The following is a 20836-nucleotide window of genomic DNA, read 5'->3' as shown; positions in this document are numbered from 1 at the left end:
TGAGGAATACCAATTATGTTTACAGAACAAGACGACCTTTTATTTGAGAATGCGGAAGCGATCGAAGAGAAACTTGCACCATTTTTCAAAGGTATCGAAAAAACTGCCTTTTACAATCAACGGAAAGTACTCGCTGCGTTCCGTAAAAATACGGTGAGCGATTTTCACCTGACTGGTTCAACAGGTTACGGCTATGATGACGCGGGCCGAGATGTATTAGAACAAGTATACGCTGACGTTTTTGGAGCAGAAGATTGCCTAGTACGCAATCAAATTATATCTGGAACACATGCTATTTCAATCAGTCTTTTCGGAATCCTGCGACCAGGTGATGAGCTCCTTTATATTACAGGGAAACCTTATGATACATTGGACTCCATTGTTTCTGGAAAAGGGAAAGACACGGGTTCACTGCATGATTATGGCATCACCTATAAACATATCGATTTGAATGAAGATGGTACAGTCGATTTTGAAGAAGTCGCTAAAAACATTCACAGTAAGACGAAAATGATTGGTATCCAGCGGTCAAAAGGCTATTCAGACCGTCCATCTTTCATGGTGGATGAAATTGGTGAAATGGTTCGTAAAGTGAAGGCCATCAATCCTGACCTCGTTGTGTTTGTCGACAACTGTTATGGCGAATTTGTCGAGGAACAAGAGCCGATTCAAGTCGGTGTTGACTTAATGGCAGGTTCACTGATCAAAAATCCGGGTGGAGGTCTCGCAAGAACGGGTGGTTATATCGCTGGGCGTGCAGACCTCGTTGAAAAGTGTGCATACCGGATGACTTCACCAGGTCTAGGGGCAGAAGCCGGGGCATCGCTGGATACGCTGCGGGAAATGTACCAAGGATTTTTCCTAGCGCCACATGTTGTCAGTCAAGCCGTAAAAGGAGCGCTTTTCACCGCAGCACTTCTAGAAAGTTTCGGACTCAACACATCGCCGCATTACACAGAAAAAAGAACCGATCTAATTCAGTCGGTATCCTTTGAAAATGCCGATCAAATGATTGCGTTCTGTCGGTCAATTCAAGAAAACTCGCCTATCAATGCGCACTACGCCCCTGAGCCGTCGTATATGCCCGGCTACACCGACGATGTCATCATGGCGGCAGGGACATTCATCCAAGGCTCCAGCATCGAACTGACGGCAGACGGCCCCATCAGACCGCCCTATACGGCGTATGTCCAAGGTGGCTTGACGTACGAGCATGTAAAAGTAGCCGTGCTATCTTCAATCGGTAAACTAGTTAAGGAAAACTTAATCGGGAATTAAATTAAACGAACTGACACGGCAATCAGTGGAACTGTGAGGGCAATGCGGAAAACTGTAATGGCAACGCCGAACTGTCATGGCAATCAGCGAAACTGTGAGGGCAAAGCGGAAAACTGTGAGGGCAAGACGGTGAACTGTCACGGCAAAGCCGAAAACTGTCACGTCAACGCTACAAATAAAAAGGGCTGTTTCCTTCAATCGAAGGAAACAGCCCTTTTGCATACTTAGAATTAATGAATCATACGATAAACGCCAACTACCTTACCTAGAATTGATACGTTATCAAGGATGATTGGATCCATTGAAGCATTCTCAGGTTGCAGACGGAAATAATCTTTTTCTTTAAAGAAACGTTTCACTGTAGCTTCATCGTATTCGGTCATTGCCACGACAATCTCGCCGTTATTTGCTGTCTGTTGTTGTTTAACGACAACATAGTCGCCATTCAAAATTCCGGCCTCAATCATACTGTTACCAACTATTTCAAGCATGAACAGATTGTCTTCCGATGTACCAAAAGATTCAGGTAGTGGGAAGTACTCTTCTATATTTTCAATAGCTGTAATTGGAAGACCAGCCGTAACTTTACCGACAAGAGGTACGTGAAGAACGCCGGGTTTCAACGTTTCTAAGCCTTCTGGATCGAGTACTTCAATTGCTCTCGGTTTTGTCGGGTCTCTTCTAATGAAACCTTTGCTTTCCAATCGCGCTAAATGCCCGTGAACAGTCGAACTTGATGCCAAACCGACAGCCTCGCCAATTTCTCTCACGGATGGTGGATAACCTTTTTTCTTCACTTCAGATTTAATGAAAGACAAAATATCTTCCTGCCTTTTTGAAATTTTTTGCATCCTATTCACCTCTCACCTTATATTCTGCTAATTTCCGAAAGTCGTAAAATAAATTCCCGACAATCTAGTCTTTTCGATAGATTCATTATATCAGTCTCTTGTATAAATGGCAAACACAGGTTCGAATAAGTGTTGACAAACTCATTTTCCTTTTCTATAATGAGAACAAGCATTCCGAACAAGTATTCGTAAGGGGGGAGTAATGATGACTTTTATTAAAAGAAATAGCTATGTTGTACTTATTATCGTTTTATGTATGGTTTTTGCAATTATAGGTGTAAGTAAATACGAGAAGGAACAAATGGTCACGAAAATAACAATTACTGAAGGGGATACGCTTTGGGGTCTCGCTTATCTTCACTCGGATAATATGTCTACAGATAAATGGATCAAAGAAGTGATAAAATTGAATGACCTATCATCTGCTACAATAAAAAGAGGCGAGGATCTACTTTTGCCTGCTGTACGGACTGTGGGGGAAAACAATACACAACTGGCGGGTGTTAATCGATGACAGGGCACTATAAAAGATGTGTCATCTATTGCCGGGTGAGCACTGAGAAAGAAACGCAGGAAATGTCACTGGTGAGGCAAGAAGAGGAGCTTGTGGACTTGGCAACTGAACTCGGTCTCGAACATGTCGCGACATTTATGGATAAGCATAGCGGTTTTGACATTGACCGTGAGGGGCTTCTAAGTCTGCTGGATTACATCCGTGACGAGGAAGTCGATGCAATCCTAATCCAAGACGAAACAAGACTTGGACGTGGAAATGCAAGGATGGCAGTTTTACATCTATTGGCAAAAACGGACACGGCGATTTATTCACATAATGATAGCGGACCTATAGCACTAAATGAAATGGATACAATGTTACTTGAGATTTTAGCTATCGTCGAAGAGTACCAGCGCAAACTACATAACGCCAAAATTAAAAGGGGCATGAAACGCGCAGTAAGGGAGGGCTATCGACCCGAGCGTAACTTGAAAAATAGGGGTAACGTGGACGGTCGTGAACGGATTGAAGTGCCGATAGCTGAAATCGTTTCATTGAGGGACAAAGGACTAACCTATGAAGAAATTACTGGTGTCTTGAAAGGACTGGGGCATGATATTAGTAAAGCGACCGTGCATCGCAGGTATAAAGAATATGAGGTGGAGCAGGAAGGCTGATTTATTGCACTTTCTGCTCTTTTTGTATACGTTTGTAGTCATAAACTATAATGGAGGAAATAATATGCTATCAGCTGATAAAATGAAACGAATTAATGAACTATCAAAAAAATCGAAGACGGCAGGTCTGTCGGTCGAAGAAGCCAAAGAACAGACACAACTGCGAAAAGAATATCTAGAGACATTTCGTTCATCAATGCGCAATACAATTGAGAATGTCAAAGTTCTTGATACTGAAGGCAATGATGTGACACCTGATAAGGTGAAAGACGCCCGTGGCGGAAAATATCTAAACTGAGCTTTGCATTAACTGCACGAATTGTCTAAACTAAGATATGTAGATAATTACATATGACGGGAAGGATGTACACAATGACTAAACAAATTGATCAGCTAGCCATTAACACAATCCGTACGCTCTCTATTGACGCAATCGAAAAAGCGAATTCTGGACACCCAGGTTTACCAATGGGGGCTGCTCCAATGGCCTATACGCTTTGGACGAAGCATATGCATCACAACCCTTCAAATCCACAGTGGTTTAACCGTGACCGTTTCGTTCTCTCGGCAGGACACGGCTCAATGCTTTTATACAGTCTTCTTCATCTTGGTGGTTATGGACTTCCGATGGATGAAATCAAGAACTTCAGACAATGGAACTCTAAAACACCGGGACATCCCGAATACGGTCATACAGTCGGTGTCGAAGCAACAACTGGCCCACTTGGACAAGGTATTGGTATGGCAGTCGGAATGGCAATGGCAGAACAACACCTTGCTGCAACGTACAATCAACCAAGTTTTGACGTTGTCGACCACTACACATATGCTCTATGCGGTGATGGCGATCTCATGGAAGGCGTTGCTGCTGAAGCAATTTCACTTGCAGGTCACTTGCAGTTAAATAAACTGATTGTCCTATATGATAGCAATGATATTTCACTAGACGGCGAGCTTGACATGTCTTTCTCTGAAAATATTCGTAAGCGCTTTGAATCATATGGTTGGAATTACATCCGTGTTGAAGACGGTAACGACATTGGCCACGTTTCATCAGCTATCGAAGAAGCTAAAGGCAATGTCGGAGGTCCGACAATGATCGAAGTTAAAACGGTCATCGGATACGGATCACCAAACAGATCTGGAAAATCAGATGCGCATGGTATGCCACTTGGTGAAGATGAAATGAAATTGACAAAAGAATATTATAAATGGACGTTCGAAGAAGATTTCCATGTACCTGAAGGCGTCTATGAAACATTCCAAGAATCTGCCGAGAAATTGGGCGTGCAAAAAGAACAGGAATGGAACGAACTTTTTGAAAAATACGAAACGACACATGCGGACCTTGCGAAGCAATTGAAAGATGCAATCGAGCGTAAACTACCTGAAGGCTTCGAAAAATCTTTGCCGACGTATGAAGCGGGTTCATCCCACGCGACACGTTCTGCATCTGGTGACGCTATCAATGCGATTGCTAAACAGCTTCCTTCGTTCTTTGGTGGAAGTGCGGACCTTGCAGGTTCTAACAAGACGACAATTAAGGGAGCAGGAGATTTCCTTGCTACCGATTATTCCGGCCGTAATATTTGGTTCGGTGTTCGTGAGTTTGCAATGGGAACAGCGTTAAACGGAATGACTTTGCACGGCGGATTACATGTATTCGGTGGGACGTTCTTCGTGTTCAGTGACTACGTACGTCCCGCTATCCGACTTTCATCTCTGATGGGTATACCTGTCACATACGTATTCACACACGACAGCGTAGCTGTTGGTGAAGACGGTCCTACACATGAACCAGTTGAACAACTTGCTGCGCTTCGTGCGATGCCTGGATTGTCAGTTATTCGTCCGGCTGACGCTAACGAAACTGCAGCTGCTTGGAATATTGCAGTGTCGTCGAAGAACTCGCCAACTGCACTAGTATTGTCTCGTCAAAACTTGACTGTCCTTCCGAAGTCAGCTGAACTTGCGATGGAAGGCGTCAAAAAAGGAGCTTACATCGTATCCCCTGCAAGCAAAAAACAAGCGGACGCAATTTTAATTGCAACCGGTTCTGAAGTTAGCTTAGCGGTATCTTCACAGGCGAAACTATTAGCTGAAGGAATCGATGTTACTGTTGTTTCAATGCCTTCGTGGGACCTGTTTGAGAAACAAGACGATGCATACAAACAAAGCGTATTGCCGAAAGACGTAAAAAAACGTCTTGGTATCGAAATGGGTGTTTCATTAGGGTGGCATAAATATGTTGGTGACGAAGGCGCGATCATTGCGATTGATACTTTCGGAGCAAGTGCACCTGGAGATACTGTCATCAAAGAATTTGGTTTCACAGAGGACAATGTTCTTGCAACTGTGAAAATGTTAATCAACAACTAAAAATAAATCAAACAGTCCCGATCGCCGAAGAAACTCTGGCAATCGGGACTGTTTTTCAAGACTACTTGACAGAATTTTTAGTTATCCATCTTTTCCGACAATAATAGTGCAGTTCTATTCCGCAATATGACAACCTTTTTATATCAAACCATGTAGGATTAACTCTAGGGGGTGGCGATATTGCGATCATACGGAATTTATAAAGTGAAAGAAATGTACCAGCCATTCGTCATTGGACGTGAACGGCTGTTGTATGACCTATTAAAAGAAGATGAGCAGAATAATGATTGTATGCCTGAAGTCCATTACTTATGTGACAGGCTTGAAGAGAAAATGATTGATGAGGCTATCATTGCAAACCTTGGCGAAGGATTTACGTCGATTGAATCCCGAAATGGGGAATACAAACTGACGCATCCCGTCAAAGGATCCATTCTTATTTCGTTATCATCGTATTCGCTTAATGTCTTTTGCGACGGATCCCGCATGCTCGATTTAGATTTGTTTGTTGCCTTATCTGGGGCGGCAGATCGCTTCTTCGCTGTTATGGATGGGCACGGGGAATGGGGATGGCTGAAACCGGTCAAAACGACTGATTTTCGTTCATATGAAGAAGCCGCATATCTTTGACATGATATTTATAGGATAGGGACAAAAAGGACCCAAATCTCAAAAATAGGGTCTATTTTGTCTGTTTAAATAGTGTGAAGTAAGAAATGCTATTATGCGATGATTAGAATATTTAATTGTGGTCCATTGCTATTCACTAGTGCAATGTTGTATAATCCATCATGGTAGAGTAAAATCGAATAACTGAAGTAGAGGAGGTATAGCGGATGACTACAGTATGGTGGATCGTTTTGATCATCGTCGCGCTATTAGCAGGTGTGGCCCTCGGATTTTTCATTGCACGTCAATATATGATGAAATATTTGAAAGATAACCCACCGATTAATGAAGACATGTTACGTATGATGATGATGCAAATGGGACAAAAACCCTCACAGAAAAAAATCAATCAAATGATGAACCAAATGAACAAAGTAAGTGACAAAAAAGATAAAAAGGTTAAAAAGTAATTACGTAATACCCGTTATTAATTGGGTTGTAAAGGATTAGTGAAAAGGAAAGCCTGCAAATTTTTATACATAGGTTAATCTTTCACCTGAAATTTACTCGGATTACTTAAACTTTCTACCGATCACTTAATAAGCCATTTTTTCTGTTGAACGCTTGGCAGGAAAGATGGTTTTTTGTTGTCTAGGAATATATTGATTTCCTACTGAGGATAAGTAAACGCTCGGGTGTATGATCAGTCGTGTGAAGTTTATGCTCGGTAGGCGTGGTATATGATTGGTCGTGTGAAGTTTATGCTCGGTCAGCGTGGGATATGATTGGTCTTGTGTCGTTAATGCTCGGTTGGTATGGTATATGATCGGTCGTGTGTCGTTAATGCTCGGTTGGTATGGTATATGATCGGTCGTGAGTAGTTAATGCTCGGTTGGCGTGGTATATGTTGGTCGTGTGTTGTTAATGCTCGGTCGGCGTGGGATATGATTGGTCGTGAGTAGTTAATGCTTGGTTGGCGTGGGATATGATTGGTCGTGAGTAGTTAATGCTTGGTTTGTGTGGGATATGATCGGTGGTGTGTCGTTAATGCTCGGTTGGTATGGTATATGATCGGTCGTGAGTAGTTAATGCTCGGTTGGCGTGGTATATGTTGGTCGTGTGTCGTTAATGCTCGGTCGGCGTGGGATATGATCGGTCGTGTGCCGTTAATGCTCGGTTGGCATAAGATATGATTGGCTGTGGATAGTTAATGATCGCTTCGCATAGGATATGATTGATAGCGGGGCATTTATGATCGGTAGCAAGGTATTTACGTTTGGTCACGCAAAAAAAGTTAAACAAAAACCCCGAATTTCGGGTCTTTTTTCAAAGTGTCCGAAATTCGGGGTACAGTTCAATGGTTCATAACTTGTTTATTTCTTCAATCTCTAAATTTAAACCGTCCTAGAAATTCCTGTACTGTTTTTTCGTATTGCACAGGATTATCATTGAACGATTTGGCGTGGGCACCTTTTTTAAAAAGTTTCAACATTTTGTCGCCTTGCTTTGCTTCGTACAATTCCTCTGTCATATAGGGAAGGATGAAATCGTCTTCCAAACTGTGGATGAACAGAACCGGTTTAGTAATGTTTCTGACGACTTCTCGCGGAGAGACAAGGTTCAGGGTGTAGCCATCGCGCATTTTAAGAAAGACGTTGGCAACACGTAGAGCCATTGATGATCGTATAGGCGTATTTGTCCGTAAAATATGAAGAATCTGCTCGGAGAAATCAGAAAACGGACAATCGACGATATGAAAATTTGCTTCATCCTTAAAGGTTCCCGCATATAATATCGTCGTTGCAGCACCCATTGATTCACCGTGGATGCCGAGCAATGCCCGCTTTCCAATTCGTTCCCGTACCGCACGGACAATTACCTGTAAATCAATCTTTTCATAATATCCAAAACTTGTCGTCCTTCCTCCTGAATCACCATGTCGTCGATGATCATAAATGACAGAATTAAATCCAAGACGTTCAAAAAGACGGGCATATTTCATCGAATTGATTTTATTTTCCGTTACGCCGTGACAAATGATTACCGTTCTTGCCGTTTCAAGTGGTTTCAGAAAGACCGCTTTCAATAAATAACCGTTTGGTGACTCAATCCACATATTGTCTTTGCGCACTGTTTCATACCAATGTTCATCGAACCGTTTCGAAATAATTTCACGTTCTAAAATAAAGTTGGAATCCTTCAACTTCAAAAACATCAGTCTATTCGTTGCGAGAAATCCGAAAATGCTCAGTAACGCTGTAACAATGCTAGAGATCACACCGGTTATATAAAGAACGCGCCGTTTCAACCCACTCAACTCCCTTTACAGTTGATCGTTCTCAAACAATCTGTACATTCCTGTGTCAATTGGCCGTGACACATGCGGCGCAATCACTTGGACTGCTTGACAAACTTTTTTTACATCGACACCGGTTTCGATGCCGAGCGTATCGAGCATGTTGACAACATCTTCAGTCGCAACATTGCCTGTTGCACCAGGTGCGAATGGACAGCCACCCAAGCCGCCTGCAGACGTATCAAAACGGTTGATACCTGCTTGTAGCGCAGCAAAAATATTTGCTATCGCCATTTTGCGTGTATCGTGGAAATGAGCTGTCAACAGTACGTCTGGAAATTCCTCTTTCAATGTCTTGAACAACTCATAACTTTCACGGGGATTCGCCTTCCCAATCGTATCCGCGACACTAAGTTCGTTCGCACCCATGGCGACAAATCGTTTACAAAGTGCGACGACATCCTCTATCTCTATCTTCCCTTCATACGGACAATAAAACGCAGTTGAAATACAAGCCCGTATAAAAACGTCATTTATTTTTAATTTCGCAAAGACGGGCTGAAGCGCATCGATGCTTTCAGCGGTTGTTCGGTTAATGTTTTTTTTGTTAAATGTATTGCTCACCCCAACGAACACGGCAATACTGGTCGCACCAGCTTCAATTGCAAGCTCAGCACCTTTGTCATTCGGTGCAAGGACGAATTGCCTGCCGACCTTTTTTGACTTTTCTACAATCGTTTTTGCATCCGCCATTTGCGGCACCCATTTCGGTGATACAAACGAAGTTAGCTCCATTTCTTGAATGCCTGCCCCTTGTAAAGCCTCAATAAATGCTAGCTTATCATTTTCATTGACATGTTTCTTTTCGTTTTGAAGCCCATCGCGTGGACCAACCTCGATTATTGTGACGTTGTTTGGTAAAATGAACATATCATCCCTCCTCTAGTATATTGTAATGAAGGGATGCATATACAGGCAACTTAAATAAGGGAATGGGGGAAAAGAAATGTCGAAAGAAGTCGTAATCATCAGTGCGGTTCGTTCTGCTATCGGATCGTTCCTTGGTTCATTGAAAGATATACCGGCAACAGATCTTGGGGCGACAGTTATTAAAGAGGCATTGAAACGTGCAGGGGTGGCACCAGAGAGCGTTGACGAAGTAATCATGGGGAATGTCCTACAGGCTGGATTAGGTCAAAATCCGGCGCGACAAGCGGCAATGAAAGCGGGACTACCTGAAACCGTTCCTGCTCTGACAATTAATAAAGTTTGTGGCTCTGGATTGAAAGCTGTGCATCTTGCACGTCAAGCAATTATTGCAGGAGATGCGGATATTATTGTCGCAGGCGGTATGGAAAACATGAGCCAAGCCCCATACATAATGAAAAATGGCCGAGAAGGCTTTAAAATGGGGGACCAAAAAATTATCGACAGTATGATTTCAGATGGACTTTGGTGTGCATTCAATGATTATCATATGGGCATCACAGCAGAAAATCTTTGTGATCGATATTCAATTACCCGTGAAGAGCAAGATACATTTTCGGCAGCATCACAACAAAAAGCGGCGGCAGCAATTGAAGCCGGAACTTTCGCAGAAGAAATCGTTGCGATTGAAATCCCGCAGCGAAAAGGCGATCCTATCCTTTTCGATCAAGACGAATACGTCAAAGCCGGAACAACTGCAGACAAGCTCAGTAAACTGCGACCGGCATTCAAAAAAGATGGCAGTGTAACAGCCGGAAATGCTTCAGGTATTAACGACGGTGCAGCAGCATTCGTTATTATGTCGAAAGAAAAAGCAGACGAGCTTGGCTTGACGCCACTAGCAACAATCGTAGCGAATGGTAATGCGGGCGTCGATCCTTCAGTTATGGGTCTGGGTCCTGTGGAAGCCGTTAAAAAAGCACTCACTAAAGCCAATATGCAACTATCCGAAATTGATTTGATAGAAGCGAACGAAGCATTTGCAGCACAGTCAATCGCGGTCGGAAAAGAACTTGAATTTGACGCATCAAAACTGAATGTTAATGGCGGTGCAATCGCACTTGGTCATCCAATCGGGGCTAGTGGGGCACGCATCCTAGTTACACTTCTCCATGAGATGAAACGTCGTGATGTGAAATCCGGACTTGCCACGCTATGCATAGGTGGGGGACAGGGAGTCGCAACAATCGTTACACGATAATGAACGAGAGTAGGTGATATGAATGGCGAAAAAACGTAAACAAACTGCACCTCAGCCGAAAAAAAGAGACAATGAAGGATCGGTATTTTCCGATGCACTTGATGATGATATTCTTGAAAAATTGAAAGCGGCAAAAAAGGCATTGTCAGCTGCTGAAGAGACGAAAGAAGAGGAACGCCAAGAGCAAATTCGCCTTGAACGCAAAGAACGTGAGAAAAATAAAAGTTTTGGAGAACTGCTTCAAGAGTTCGGAGATACTGGATCGAAGTTTTAATTGGTAGCACCGGCTGCAATTCGGCTGGTGCTTTTTTTGGGGTGTCCTTGTTCCCGAACTATGCAACGAGAGCGGTAGAGTGCCCAACCATTTAGCTGAACTATCCAACAAACGCGGTGGTTTCCAACCATTAAGCTGAAGTGTTCAACGAACGTGGTAGAGTGTCCAACCATTATGTTGAAGAGTCCAACGAACGCGGTAGAGTGTCCAACCATTCCGTCGAAATGTCGAACAAACGCGGTGATTTCCAACCAGTACGCCGGAGTGTCCAACGAACGTGGTGGTTTCCAACCATTAAGCTGAAGTGTCCAACAAACGCAGTAGAGTTTCCAACCATTACATCGAACTCTCCAACAAACGCAGTAAACCGTCCAACAAACAAAAACACTGCCCCTTGGGTTACGGGACAAGCGTTAGATTCTTTTCTTTGCCATTTGCTCTTGCGCCATTCTCACCATTTCTTTCACCATATTGCCACCAATCGAGCCGCCGATTTTCCCCGCCTGTTCCGACGTTAGTTTTCCGTTATAGCCCTTCGATAGTGGAATGCCGAGTTCCTCCGCAATTTCGAATTTCACGTTATTGGGTGCAGATTTATCCACGTCGTAGCCTTGGGCTTGCATGACGTCCGCTTTCAGCTGATCTAACGCTTGTCGTGCACCAGGTACCAAAATTCTATTATTGCTAGCCATTTTATCTCCTCCAGTAAGCTGTAGTGTCCCCAAAATACAGGAAAACACACTGCAAATCGAATTCAGTACACTCTTTCGCAAGTAAACAAATTTTACTTCTTTCATTTATCAATCAATTGGTTGATAATAATTGTACACAAACCGTGTGATGGGACATAAAAGGAGAAATTAATGTTGTCTATAACTAAACTTAAAAATAGTATCGGAACTACTGGTGTCACTTACGTTGTAATTGCATTATTGACCGCGATTGCCAGCGAGATTAAAGTGATTCCTTTCAACGGGGAGAATTTCCGTTTCGGATTAGGAAGTATTACGTTCTTTTTACTCATTCTTATTCGTCCTTCTATTCCATTGATTCGAACGGGTCTTATCACGGGGATCACGGTGGTTTGTTTCCGATTAATTGGCGATTTTACGACTGAGACTATTTCATTTTGGGCAAGTTTACAAAATCACCTGCCTGCATTTTTGTATTATGTGCTATTTGCAATCGGATTTAGCATTATTAAAATTGAACCATACAAAGCGTTTCCATTACTTTTGGGCGCATGGGCTCTCCTTTTTGAATTTATCGGAAATAGCGCGGAGCATCTTATGCGCTATTTATTGTCAATGCATGTGGATTTAGGTTTTCGTGAATGGGCATTAATAGCTGTGACGGCTTTGTTTCGCAGTTTTTTTGTAGTGGGACTTTATAGCATGATCACGGTATCGGAACAAAAGAAACAGATGCAAGAAATGCTTGGCGTGGGTGCAGACTTATATGCGGAAAGTCTTTATCTACAAAAGTCATTGGACCATATTGAGCAAATCACGGCAGCGAGTCATGAGTTGTATCGGAAATTAAAAAAGGAAAAACTTCAAGAGTTAAGCGTGCAAGCATTGCTTATCACGCAAGAAATACACGAAGTGAAAAAAGACACGCAGCGGATTCTTTCTGGGATTTCCAGTATATCTACAGAAAAAAGAAATGATGTCCTCTTACTTTCGGAAGTGCTAAGCTTGGTTGTTACCGCAAATGATAAATATAGTATTTTGCTTAGGAAAAAAATCGCTTTTCAACTATCGCTTTCAGTTGATTTCGAGACGACTCAACAAATCCCGTTGCTCGCACTATTGAATAACCTTACCGCAAACGCAGTTGAATCCATTGAGCAGAAAGGCGAAATTACAGTAACGGTATACGAAGAAGCGGCATACACCCATTTCATACTAAAAGACACGGGAATAGGGATTTTAGAAGAGGATTTGCCAATTATTTTTGAAGCGGGTTATACGACGAAATTTAACAATCATGGCGTTGCCGCAACGGGAATCGGCTTGTCTCATGTGCAACATATAATACAAACGCTTGAAGGTCAAATTCAAGTAGAGTCTATGGATGAAGGGACGATTTTTCAAATCCGAATTCCAACGGAGAACATTAGAAAGTGAGATGAATCAAGTTGCGCTATTTTATTATAGATGACGATACGGCCAGTCGGAAAATGTTGGCGAAAATAATTACGGAAGGTGAATTAGGTGTTGTCATTGGTGAAGCGGAAAGCGGGGTCAAGTCACTCTCACTTGTCCATTCAACAAACCCAGATTTTGTCTTGATCGATTTATTAATGCCTGAACTTGATGGAATCGAAACGATGGAACATTTAAGAACACTGGGATTCCAAGGCCAATTCATTATGATTTCTCAAATTGTAAATAAGGAAATGGTTGGGGAAGCTTATGAAAAAGGTGTTGAGTTCTTTATACATAAACCAATTAATCGTGTTGAAGTGCAGAGCATCCTAAGGAAAATGTCAGAACAGTTCCGGCTGAAAAATTCGTTAATGTCTATTCGAGAATCATTAGCTCATATCGGTTCAACTGGAGTTTTACCGAAGAGGAAGAGCGTAAAAGAAATTGTTTATTCATTGTTAAATGAGTTAGGTATTATCAGCGAACCAGGTAGTGAGGATATGGTTTTGATGATGGAGTTTTTAATGAATCGTAAAGAGTCGAGCACTCAATTTCCTTCATTGAAAGATCTTTATGAGGCTGTAGCTAGTTCAAATACAACAGAGAACAAGGATATAAAGAAAGAAAGTAAGTCGATTGAACAACGAATCCGGAGAACGATTCTAACAGCAGTCACGAATTTGGCTTCATTAGGGTCAATCGATTATATGAATCCGAAGTTTGAATATTATGCGCCTCGCTATTTTGAATTTGAGGAAATACGGCGACGGATGAAAGAAATTGATCAAAACAGTAATGAATCAACGAAAGTGAAAATAAATATAAAGAAATTCCTTCAAGTGATGTACTTTGATACGGTTGAAAAACACAATCAATCTTAACGTACAAAACTAAGTTCATTAGGAAGAATACTGTAGTTATTACATTACGAAGAAGGTTTTAACTAATCTATTAAAACAAAATGTCGGATTTTGTCGGATTTTATAATGCCCACATATAATTGCTTACAAGTTCTAAAAAACGAATTCGTAAGCGTTTTCATATTATGAAAAGAGGTGGGTACATGAAAAAATTTAAATTTACATTGGCGTATCAAATTTTACTAGGTTTAATATTAGGAATTACAGTCGGAGCAGTTTTCTTTGGCAACCCTGCAGTTGAAAAGTATCTGCAACCCATAGGGGACATGTTTATCCGGATGATTAAAATGATTGTTGTTCCCATTATTATTTCAACTTTAATCGTTGGGGTTGCGGGTACAGGGGATTTGAAAAAATTAGGTAAACTCGGTGGTAAAACACTCCTTTACTTTGAAATTGTTACAACAGTTGCGATTATTGTTGGTTTGTTAGCAGCAAATCTATTTAAACCAGGTGTCGGTTTGGATATCTCTACAATGGAAAAAGGGGATATTTCACAATACGTACAAACAACTGAAGAAGTATCGAATAATGGCATTATGGATATTATCGTGAACATTGTTCCGAGCAATATTATCCAGTCGATGGCTGAGGGTGACATGCTCGCAATTATTTTCTTCTCTGTCCTATTTGGTTTAGGTGTTGCGGCAATTGGTAAGAGAGGGGAGCCAATACTTGCCTTCTTCCAGGGAACCGCAGATGCGATGTTCTGGGTAACGAATCTTATTATGAAATTTGCCCCATTTGGTGTGTTTGCATTAATCGGTGTAACGGTTTCAAAATTTGGACTAGAATCCTTAATTCCGCTCGGGAAATTACTCGTTCTGGTGTATGCAGTTATGGCGTTCTTTGTAATAGTGGTACTAGGAGCTATTGCTAAAATGTGCGGGACAAGCGTTTTCCACCTTATCAAAGTCTTGAAAGATGAGCTATTGTTGGCTTATTCCACATCAAGTTCGGAAACGGTATTACCAAAAGTGATGGAGAAAATGGAGAAATTCGGATGTCCGAAAGACATTGTTTCCTTTGTCATCCCAACAGGCTATTCCTTTAACTTGGATGGCTCTACACTTTATCAAGCACTTGCAGCGATCTTCATTGCACAAATGTATGGAATTGAATTAAGTATTATGCAACAAATTACGTTGATGGTCGTGTTAATGGTTACTTCTAAAGGGATTGCGGGTGTACCTGGCGTTTCCTTCGTTGTACTACTCGCGACGCTTGGAACTGTGGGAATTCCGCTTGAAGGACTTGCCTTCATCGCTGGGATTGACAGAATTCTAGATATGGCAAGAACAGTTGTCAATGTAATCGGTAACTCATTGGCAGTCGTTGTAATGTCCAAGTGGGAAGGCCGATTTGATGGCGGTATGGAGAAAGAATACATGGCGACAATTGGTAAACCTAGCGTAAGTCAATAAAAAATCGTCAATACCAAACACTATAGTACACAAAAAAGCATGGCCCTCAAACTAAGAGGACCATGCTTTTTTTCCATTCCCCAATAAAGGGGGTGCACTCGGAAAATTTGATAGTTTTTTCAATCATACAAACTGTTCTTTCTGACGAATAATAATGTAACTCTCGTCAGTGCAGTTTGATAGGGCTGACTCAATTAGCCATTTCGGCGATGCAGTCGCAAGATGGTTGGTACGCGATCTGCTTTTTGAAGTCAGTCTTCAAGTTGCACTTCCACAAAAAACGTAACGCTCACTGCTTGTAAACACATAGAGATTGGAACCTAATCACTCGGTTCTTGAAAAGTGTACCTCTCGCCAGCAAAGCAAATTTTCCGCCAAGGCTGTGCAATTCAACGTCAGGATCGCCTGTAGGTTACTCGTTTACTAAGGGTCATCCTCCGGTAGTTCCGCCTTGTAATCTACCTATACCCGGGCGAAATTAAGATAAACCACTTTAAACAGAAAAATTTTTTACTACTATATGTTGAATAAATGAATACCTATATAAACTGAACGAATCTATAGATTGCATTCTCTAAAAAACACTTGAAAATTAGGAGTAAGAAAGAGAGTTTTTAGATTTCATAAACTAATGCTTGATTATGTAAGCCTTTTCATTGTATAATTTACTAAACCGATTTAGTAAACCGTTTTATTGAATTAATTATAGAACTAATAGCAGCTCGAATTGGCATAAAGGAGGAATTATGTGTCTTCAAATTTTAGTATTCTAACACTTGGTGATGGTCTTATTACGATGAATCCGGCAGATACTGGTCCTTTACGATTTGTAACAAATTTTTCTCGTAAAGTGGGCGGGGCAGAATTGAATTTTGCAATTGGATGCTCTCGTCTTGGTCTTAAGTCAAAATGGGTGAGCCGTTTAGGAAATGACGAGTTTGGACGGGTCATTTACAATTTCGCGCGTGGTGAAGGCATCGATGTGACGAATGTCGAACTCATGGATGGGTATCCTACCTCGCTAAACTTTAAAGAAATTCAAGAAGACGGTTCGGGCAAGACGTTTTATTATCGTCATCAGTCTCCTATGCTTACAATGGAGCCAAAAGATATTACGAAAGACATGTTTGAAGGAGTTGATGTGATTCATCTCACCGGCGTGTTTTTATCGATAAATCCAAAAAATATTGAAATCGTGAAACAAGTTCTTGAAATTGCAAAAGAAGCAGGAATTCCAGTCTCATTTGATCCGAATCTACGGTTGAAAATGTGGACGATTGAAGAAGCAAGAGCGACGTTTATGCAAATATTCCCGTATGTAGATATTCTCTTGACAGGACTCGATGAAATCGAACTAATTCTTGAAGATTCTTCAGATGAAGCACTAATTGACTGTGCAAAGCGTTTCCAAATAAATCAGTTCGTGATAAAAGATGGTGCAAACGGTTCAAGAGTTCTCACGGATGGTACTTGGTATGAAAAAGAAGCATTTAAAGTCAATCCTGTGGACACAGTTGGTGCAGGTGATGGATACGATGCAGGTTATATCTACGCATATTTGAATGGTTTTTCTCCGCAAGAAAGACTTGAATTGGCAAATGGCGTCGGAGCTCTTGTTACAACTGTATCCGGGGACAATGAAGGACTTCCTTACTTAGAAGAAGTATTGCCCTTCATCCGACAAGAAAAAGGTATCGAAAGGTGAGGTGGACAAGATGAAAGCTGTTCAAGTCAGGAAAGCGTATGACCTTGTCATCAATGAAGTCGAACAACCGAAACTAGTTTCTACTACGGATGTACTGGTGAAAACGAAGCGCGTAGGGATTTGTGGATCGGATATGCATATCTACCACGGAACAAATCCGCTTGCGACATTGCCGCGCGTGGTCGGGCATGAAGTAACGGGCGAAGTGGTGGAAACGGGAGTGGATGTCACAACGCTTAAAGTCGGAGACCATGTCGTCGTAGAACCGATTAGTTACTGCGGCGAATGTTACGCATGCCGCAAAGGACGTCCGAATGTCTGTGAACAGCTATCGGTGTTCGGCGTGCATGAAGACGGCGGGATGAGAGAGTATTTCGTTCTTCCTGAAAAGCAACTTCACGCAGTCGATTCGACGCTTGATTGGAACGAAGCTGTTATGGCGGAGCCTTACACAATCGGCGCTCAAGCGACATGGAGAGGTCAAGTCGGGAAAGGTGATACTGTTCTTATCCAAGGAGCAGGACCGATCGGAATCTGTATCTTGAAATTCGCCAAACTACAAGGTGCATCTGTTATGATGACCGATTTAAGCGAAGAACGTTTGGCATTCGCACGGGAAAACGGAGCGGATAGGATAGTTCAAGTAGGGTCGGAAGATGTGAAAGAATGCGTGAAAGAGTGGACGCAAGGCGAGGGAGCAAACGTCGTCATTGATGCAGTGTGTCTGCCGATGACATTCGAACTGGGGATTGACGTTGTTTCGCCAGCTGGAACGGTTGTTGTCCTTGGTTTCGATGAAAGACCGGCTCAAATTCCACAGTTATTAATAACAAAAAAAGAAATAACCATTGTTGGCTCAAGATTGCAAACGAACCAAATGCCAAGAGTTGTTGAATTGTTAAACACAGGGAAACTTCGTCACGATGGATTAATCACACATACATTTGCACTTGCTGATGTTCAAGAAGCATTTACATTTGTGGAGAATAATCCAGATAAAGTTCGCAAAGCTGTTATTGTATTCGACTAAGGGAGGCTAACAATCATGTCAAAGTTTGAAACTCATGCACAAATAGCGGAATCTAAAGTTGTTGCGGTCATTCGTGGAAGTGATGCTGAGGAAGCCATCCAGTTGTCAAAAGCGGCTGCTGAAGGTGGTATCCGGGCAATCGAATTGACGTATACGACGCCAAACGTTCAAAAAGTGTTCGAAGAGTTGCAACATGAGGACATCCTTTTAGGGGCAGGAACAGTTTTAGACCCCGAAACCGCACGTCATGCCATTTTGGCTGGTGCAAAGTTCGTCGTAAGTCCTCATTTCAATAAAGACGTTGCACGTATTTGCAACCGTTACGGCATTCCGTATTTCCCGGGTTGTATGACGATTCGTGAAATGGTGGAAGCGCTTGAATCAGGTTGTGACGTATTGAAACTGTTCCCTGCAAACGACTTTAAGCCGTCATTCATTAAGTCAGTGAACGGGCCATTACCGCAAGTGAAGATTATGCCAACAGGTGGTATCAATCTGGACAATATAAATGATTGGCTTGCTGCGGGTGCAGTTGCTGTTGGAATCGGTAGTGATTTGAATAAAGCATACAAAACGGGTGGGTACGAAGCAGTAGTGGAACTGAGTAAACAATATATAAACAAAATTTCACAATAAAAGGAGTGGCATAATGAATATTACATTTCGTTGGTATGGAAGAGACAATGACACTGTCACACTCGACCACATAAAGCAGATCCCTGGCACAAAAGGTATCGTATGGGCATTGCACCAAGTGCCTGCCGGAGAAGTTTGGAAAAAAGAAGCCATTAAAGAAGAAGTCGATTACATTAAATCATTCGGTTTCCATGCGGATGTTGTTGAAAGTGTAAACGTTCATGAAGCTATCAAAATTGGCAATGAAGATCGTGCTAAATACATTGAAAATTATAAAGAGACAATCCGTAATCTTTCAGAGTTCGGTGTTAAAGTTATCTGTTACAACTTCATGCCAATATTTGACTGGACACGTACGGAAATGTTCCATCCGCTAGAAGACGGATCTACGGCGTTATTTTATGAAAAGGCAAAAGTGGACGGCCTTGATCCAAAAGAGTTAATCCGTACGGTAAGTGAAGCTTCAGATCTGACGCTTCCAGGTTGGGAACCGGAGAAATTGGATAAGATTACAGATCTTTTCGAAGCATACAAACAAGTGGACGAAGAGCAACTTTGGGCAAATCTTGAGATTTTCTTAAAAGAGATCTTACCTGTTGCAGAAGCTTGCGGCATAAAAATGGCGATTCACCCGGATGATCCACCTTGGTCGATTTTCGGTCTGCCACGCATTATGACAGGTCCAGAAAGTTACGAAAGACTGATTGCTATTTCTGACTCCGAGTCAAATGCATTTACAATGTGTACGGGCTCAATGGGCGCAAATCCGGAGAATGATATGGTTCAAGTCGCGAAGAAATACGCTTCACGTGCTCCATTCTCGCATATCCGTAATGTGAAAATTTATGATAACGGTGATTTCGTAGAAACATCTCATTATACGCAAGATGGCTCAATTGACGTAAAAGGTGTCGTCGAAGAACTAAATAGGCAGAACTACGATGGATACGTCAGACCTGACCATGGTCGCCATATCTGGGGAGAAGTTTGCCGACCAGGTTACGGATTGTATGACCGTGCTTTAGGCATCATGTATTTATTAGGATTATGGGACGCATATGAAACGAAAAAAGCGAATGGTGAATCATGATTCCAATTCATAACAACCTAAATGGACGGGTAGCCGTCATAACAGGTGGCAGTGGTGTTTTATGTTCAGAAATGGCGCGTGAATTAGCGCGCCAAGGTGTTAAAGTGGTAATTCTAAACCGCGACGCTGAAAAAGGTCAGAAAATCGTTGACAGCATTAAAGAAGCTGGAGGTACAGCCATTGCATTAGCGGCGGATGTGCTGGATAGAGCATCATTGGAGCGTGCACGGGTTGAAACCGTTAAACAATTCGGCCAAGTAGATTTGCTCATTAACGGAGCAGGTGGCAATCATGCTGATGCGATAACCGATCCGGAGATCTATGATGAACAAGAAGAGGGTAAAACTTTTTTCGATTTGGATGAAAACGGTTTTTCTGAAGTGTTTTCTACAAACTTTACCGGTACTTTTTTGGCAACACAAGTATTCGGAAAAGAACTATTAAAATCAGAAACACCTTCTATATTGAATCTCTCATCAATGAGTTCATATACGCCATTGACGAAAGTACCAGCGTACAGTGCAGCAAAAGCATCTATCAATAATTTTACGATGTGGCTAGCTGTTCACTTCGCGGAAACAGGGATGAGAGTAAATGCGATTGCTCCTGGTTTTTTCCTAACAACTCAAAATCGTGGTCTGCTGCTCAATGAAGACGGTAGCCATACTGCACGGTCAACTAAAATTATTACAGCTACACCGATGAAACGATTTGGTAAACCTGAAGATTTACTTGGTGCAATGCTGTTTCTTGTTGATGAATCGTGTTCTGGTTTTGTTACAGGAACAACAATTCAAGTAGATGGAGGCTTCATGGCTTACTCCGGTGTATAA

22 protein-coding genes are annotated in these 20836 nt (G+C 42.0%); 17 read left to right on the top strand and 5 right to left on the bottom strand.

The genetic code is table 11. The annotated features are described in order from the left end of the window. Nucleotides 1–15 precede the first annotated feature (15 nt). Nucleotides 16–1278, top strand: a complete 1263-nt coding sequence (locus MKY15_RS00500) for a methionine gamma-lyase family protein (protein ID WP_340740377.1) — start codon at nt 16–18, stop codon at nt 1276–1278. Nucleotides 1279–1508: 230 nt separating this feature from the next. Here the strand turns inward: MKY15_RS00500 and lexA are convergent, their stop codons facing one another. Then, on the bottom strand, nt 1509–2129 hold the full coding sequence (gene lexA, locus MKY15_RS00495) for a transcriptional repressor LexA (protein WP_067211062.1): 621 nt from the start codon (nt 2127–2129) through the stop codon (nt 1509–1511). 205 nt (nt 2130–2334) lie between these two features. Here lexA and MKY15_RS00490 point away from each other — a divergent pair, with 205 nt between their 5' ends. From MKY15_RS00490 to MKY15_RS00465, 6 genes are all read left to right on the top strand, one after another. Then, nucleotides 2335–2643: a LysM peptidoglycan-binding domain-containing protein gene (locus MKY15_RS00490; protein ID WP_067211060.1), complete on the top strand. Its 309-nt coding sequence runs from the start codon at nt 2335–2337 to the stop codon at nt 2641–2643. Next, nucleotides 2640–3302, top strand: a complete 663-nt coding sequence (locus MKY15_RS00485) for a recombinase family protein (protein ID WP_067211058.1) — start codon at nt 2640–2642, stop codon at nt 3300–3302. The genes MKY15_RS00490 and MKY15_RS00485 overlap by 4 nt, the downstream gene beginning before the upstream one ends. Nucleotides 3303–3366: 64 nt before the next feature. Further along, nucleotides 3367–3600 carry a DUF896 domain-containing protein gene (locus tag MKY15_RS00480; protein WP_067211055.1) on the top strand — a complete coding sequence of 78 codons (234 nt, stop codon included), beginning with the start codon at nt 3367–3369 and terminating at the stop codon, nt 3598–3600. A 74-nt stretch (nt 3601–3674) separates the two neighbouring features. Further along, nucleotides 3675–5681: a transketolase gene (gene tkt / locus MKY15_RS00475; protein WP_067211052.1), complete on the top strand. Its 2007-nt coding sequence runs from the start codon at nt 3675–3677 to the stop codon at nt 5679–5681. Between the two features lie 180 nt (nt 5682–5861). Continuing rightward, nucleotides 5862–6311 (top strand): sporulation inhibitor of replication protein SirA, encoded by a 450-nt coding sequence (gene sirA, locus MKY15_RS00470; protein WP_067211050.1) that lies wholly within the window; start codon nt 5862–5864, stop codon nt 6309–6311. Between the two features lie 206 nt (nt 6312–6517). Further along, a complete protein-coding gene (locus tag MKY15_RS00465; RefSeq protein WP_067211048.1) occupies nt 6518–6760 on the top strand; it encodes a YneF family protein in 243 nt (80 codons plus the stop codon). Between the two features lie 911 nt (nt 6761–7671). On the opposite strand, the gene MKY15_RS00460 is transcribed toward MKY15_RS00465, so the two are convergent. Both MKY15_RS00460 and MKY15_RS00455 read right to left on the bottom strand, forming a co-directional pair. Further along, nucleotides 7672–8598, bottom strand: a complete 927-nt coding sequence (locus MKY15_RS00460; RefSeq protein ID WP_067211046.1) for an alpha/beta hydrolase — start codon at nt 8596–8598, stop codon at nt 7672–7674. 15 nt (nt 8599–8613) lie between these two features. Then, the gene (locus MKY15_RS00455) at nt 8614–9516 is read right to left on the bottom strand and encodes a hydroxymethylglutaryl-CoA lyase (protein ID WP_187045351.1); all 903 of its coding nucleotides are present in this window, start codon (nt 9514–9516) and stop codon (nt 8614–8616) included. Between the two features lie 76 nt (nt 9517–9592). Between MKY15_RS00455 and MKY15_RS00450 the strand changes: the two genes are divergently transcribed. Both MKY15_RS00450 and MKY15_RS00445 read left to right on the top strand, forming a co-directional pair. Beyond that, nucleotides 9593–10774, top strand: a complete 1182-nt coding sequence (locus tag MKY15_RS00450; protein ID WP_340740375.1) for an acetyl-CoA C-acetyltransferase — start codon at nt 9593–9595, stop codon at nt 10772–10774. A 22-nt stretch (nt 10775–10796) separates the two neighbouring features. After that, nucleotides 10797–11048, top strand: a complete 252-nt coding sequence (locus MKY15_RS00445; RefSeq protein ID WP_067211039.1) for a DUF3886 domain-containing protein — start codon at nt 10797–10799, stop codon at nt 11046–11048. Nucleotides 11049–11220: 172 nt separating this feature from the next. Here MKY15_RS00445 and MKY15_RS00440 read toward each other — a convergent pair whose 3' ends face one another. After that, nucleotides 11221–11430 (bottom strand): hypothetical protein, encoded by a 210-nt coding sequence (locus MKY15_RS00440; RefSeq protein ID WP_342538715.1) that lies wholly within the window; start codon nt 11428–11430, stop codon nt 11221–11223. A 31-nt stretch (nt 11431–11461) separates the two neighbouring features. After that, the gene (locus MKY15_RS00435) at nt 11462–11740 is read right to left on the bottom strand and encodes an alpha/beta-type small acid-soluble spore protein (RefSeq protein WP_342538714.1); all 279 of its coding nucleotides are present in this window, start codon (nt 11738–11740) and stop codon (nt 11462–11464) included. A gap of 174 nt (nt 11741–11914) precedes the next feature. Between MKY15_RS00435 and MKY15_RS00430 the strand changes: the two genes are divergently transcribed. From MKY15_RS00430 to MKY15_RS00395, 8 genes are all read left to right on the top strand, one after another. Next, nucleotides 11915–13177, top strand: coding sequence for a sensor histidine kinase (locus MKY15_RS00430; RefSeq protein ID WP_342538713.1), 1263 nt, complete (start codon nt 11915–11917; stop codon nt 13175–13177). A gap of 11 nt (nt 13178–13188) precedes the next feature. Next, nucleotides 13189–14079, top strand: coding sequence for a response regulator (locus MKY15_RS00425; RefSeq protein WP_067211031.1), 891 nt, complete (start codon nt 13189–13191; stop codon nt 14077–14079). Nucleotides 14080–14261: 182 nt separating this feature from the next. Then, the gene (locus tag MKY15_RS00420) at nt 14262–15542 is read left to right on the top strand and encodes a cation:dicarboxylase symporter family transporter (RefSeq protein ID WP_067211029.1); all 1281 of its coding nucleotides are present in this window, start codon (nt 14262–14264) and stop codon (nt 15540–15542) included. A gap of 748 nt (nt 15543–16290) precedes the next feature. Then, nucleotides 16291–17247 carry a sugar kinase gene (locus tag MKY15_RS00415; protein ID WP_187045347.1) on the top strand — a complete coding sequence of 319 codons (957 nt, stop codon included), beginning with the start codon at nt 16291–16293 and terminating at the stop codon, nt 17245–17247. A 10-nt stretch (nt 17248–17257) separates the two neighbouring features. Continuing rightward, the gene (locus MKY15_RS00410) at nt 17258–18277 is read left to right on the top strand and encodes a zinc-binding alcohol dehydrogenase family protein (RefSeq protein ID WP_342538711.1); all 1020 of its coding nucleotides are present in this window, start codon (nt 17258–17260) and stop codon (nt 18275–18277) included. Nucleotides 18278–18292: 15 nt separating this feature from the next. Next, a complete protein-coding gene (locus MKY15_RS00405) occupies nt 18293–18913 on the top strand; it encodes a bifunctional 2-keto-4-hydroxyglutarate aldolase/2-keto-3-deoxy-6-phosphogluconate aldolase (protein ID WP_340742520.1) in 621 nt (206 codons plus the stop codon). A gap of 13 nt (nt 18914–18926) precedes the next feature. Continuing rightward, complete coding sequence (uxuA, locus tag MKY15_RS00400; protein WP_342538710.1) at nt 18927–20003, top strand: mannonate dehydratase; 1077 nt, start codon at nt 18927–18929, stop codon at nt 20001–20003. Then, nucleotides 20000–20836, top strand: coding sequence for an SDR family oxidoreductase (locus tag MKY15_RS00395; RefSeq protein ID WP_342538709.1), 837 nt, complete (start codon nt 20000–20002; stop codon nt 20834–20836). The genes uxuA and MKY15_RS00395 overlap by 4 nt, the downstream gene beginning before the upstream one ends.

The sequence above is a fragment of the Sporosarcina sp. FSL K6-1540 genome (genome assembly GCF_038620285.1).
In the GTDB taxonomy this organism is placed as follows: domain Bacteria; phylum Bacillota; class Bacilli; order Bacillales_A; family Planococcaceae; genus Sporosarcina; species Sporosarcina psychrophila.
Note: the sequence above shows the minus strand (reverse complement) of the source record. Positions and strands in the feature narration are given on the sequence as shown.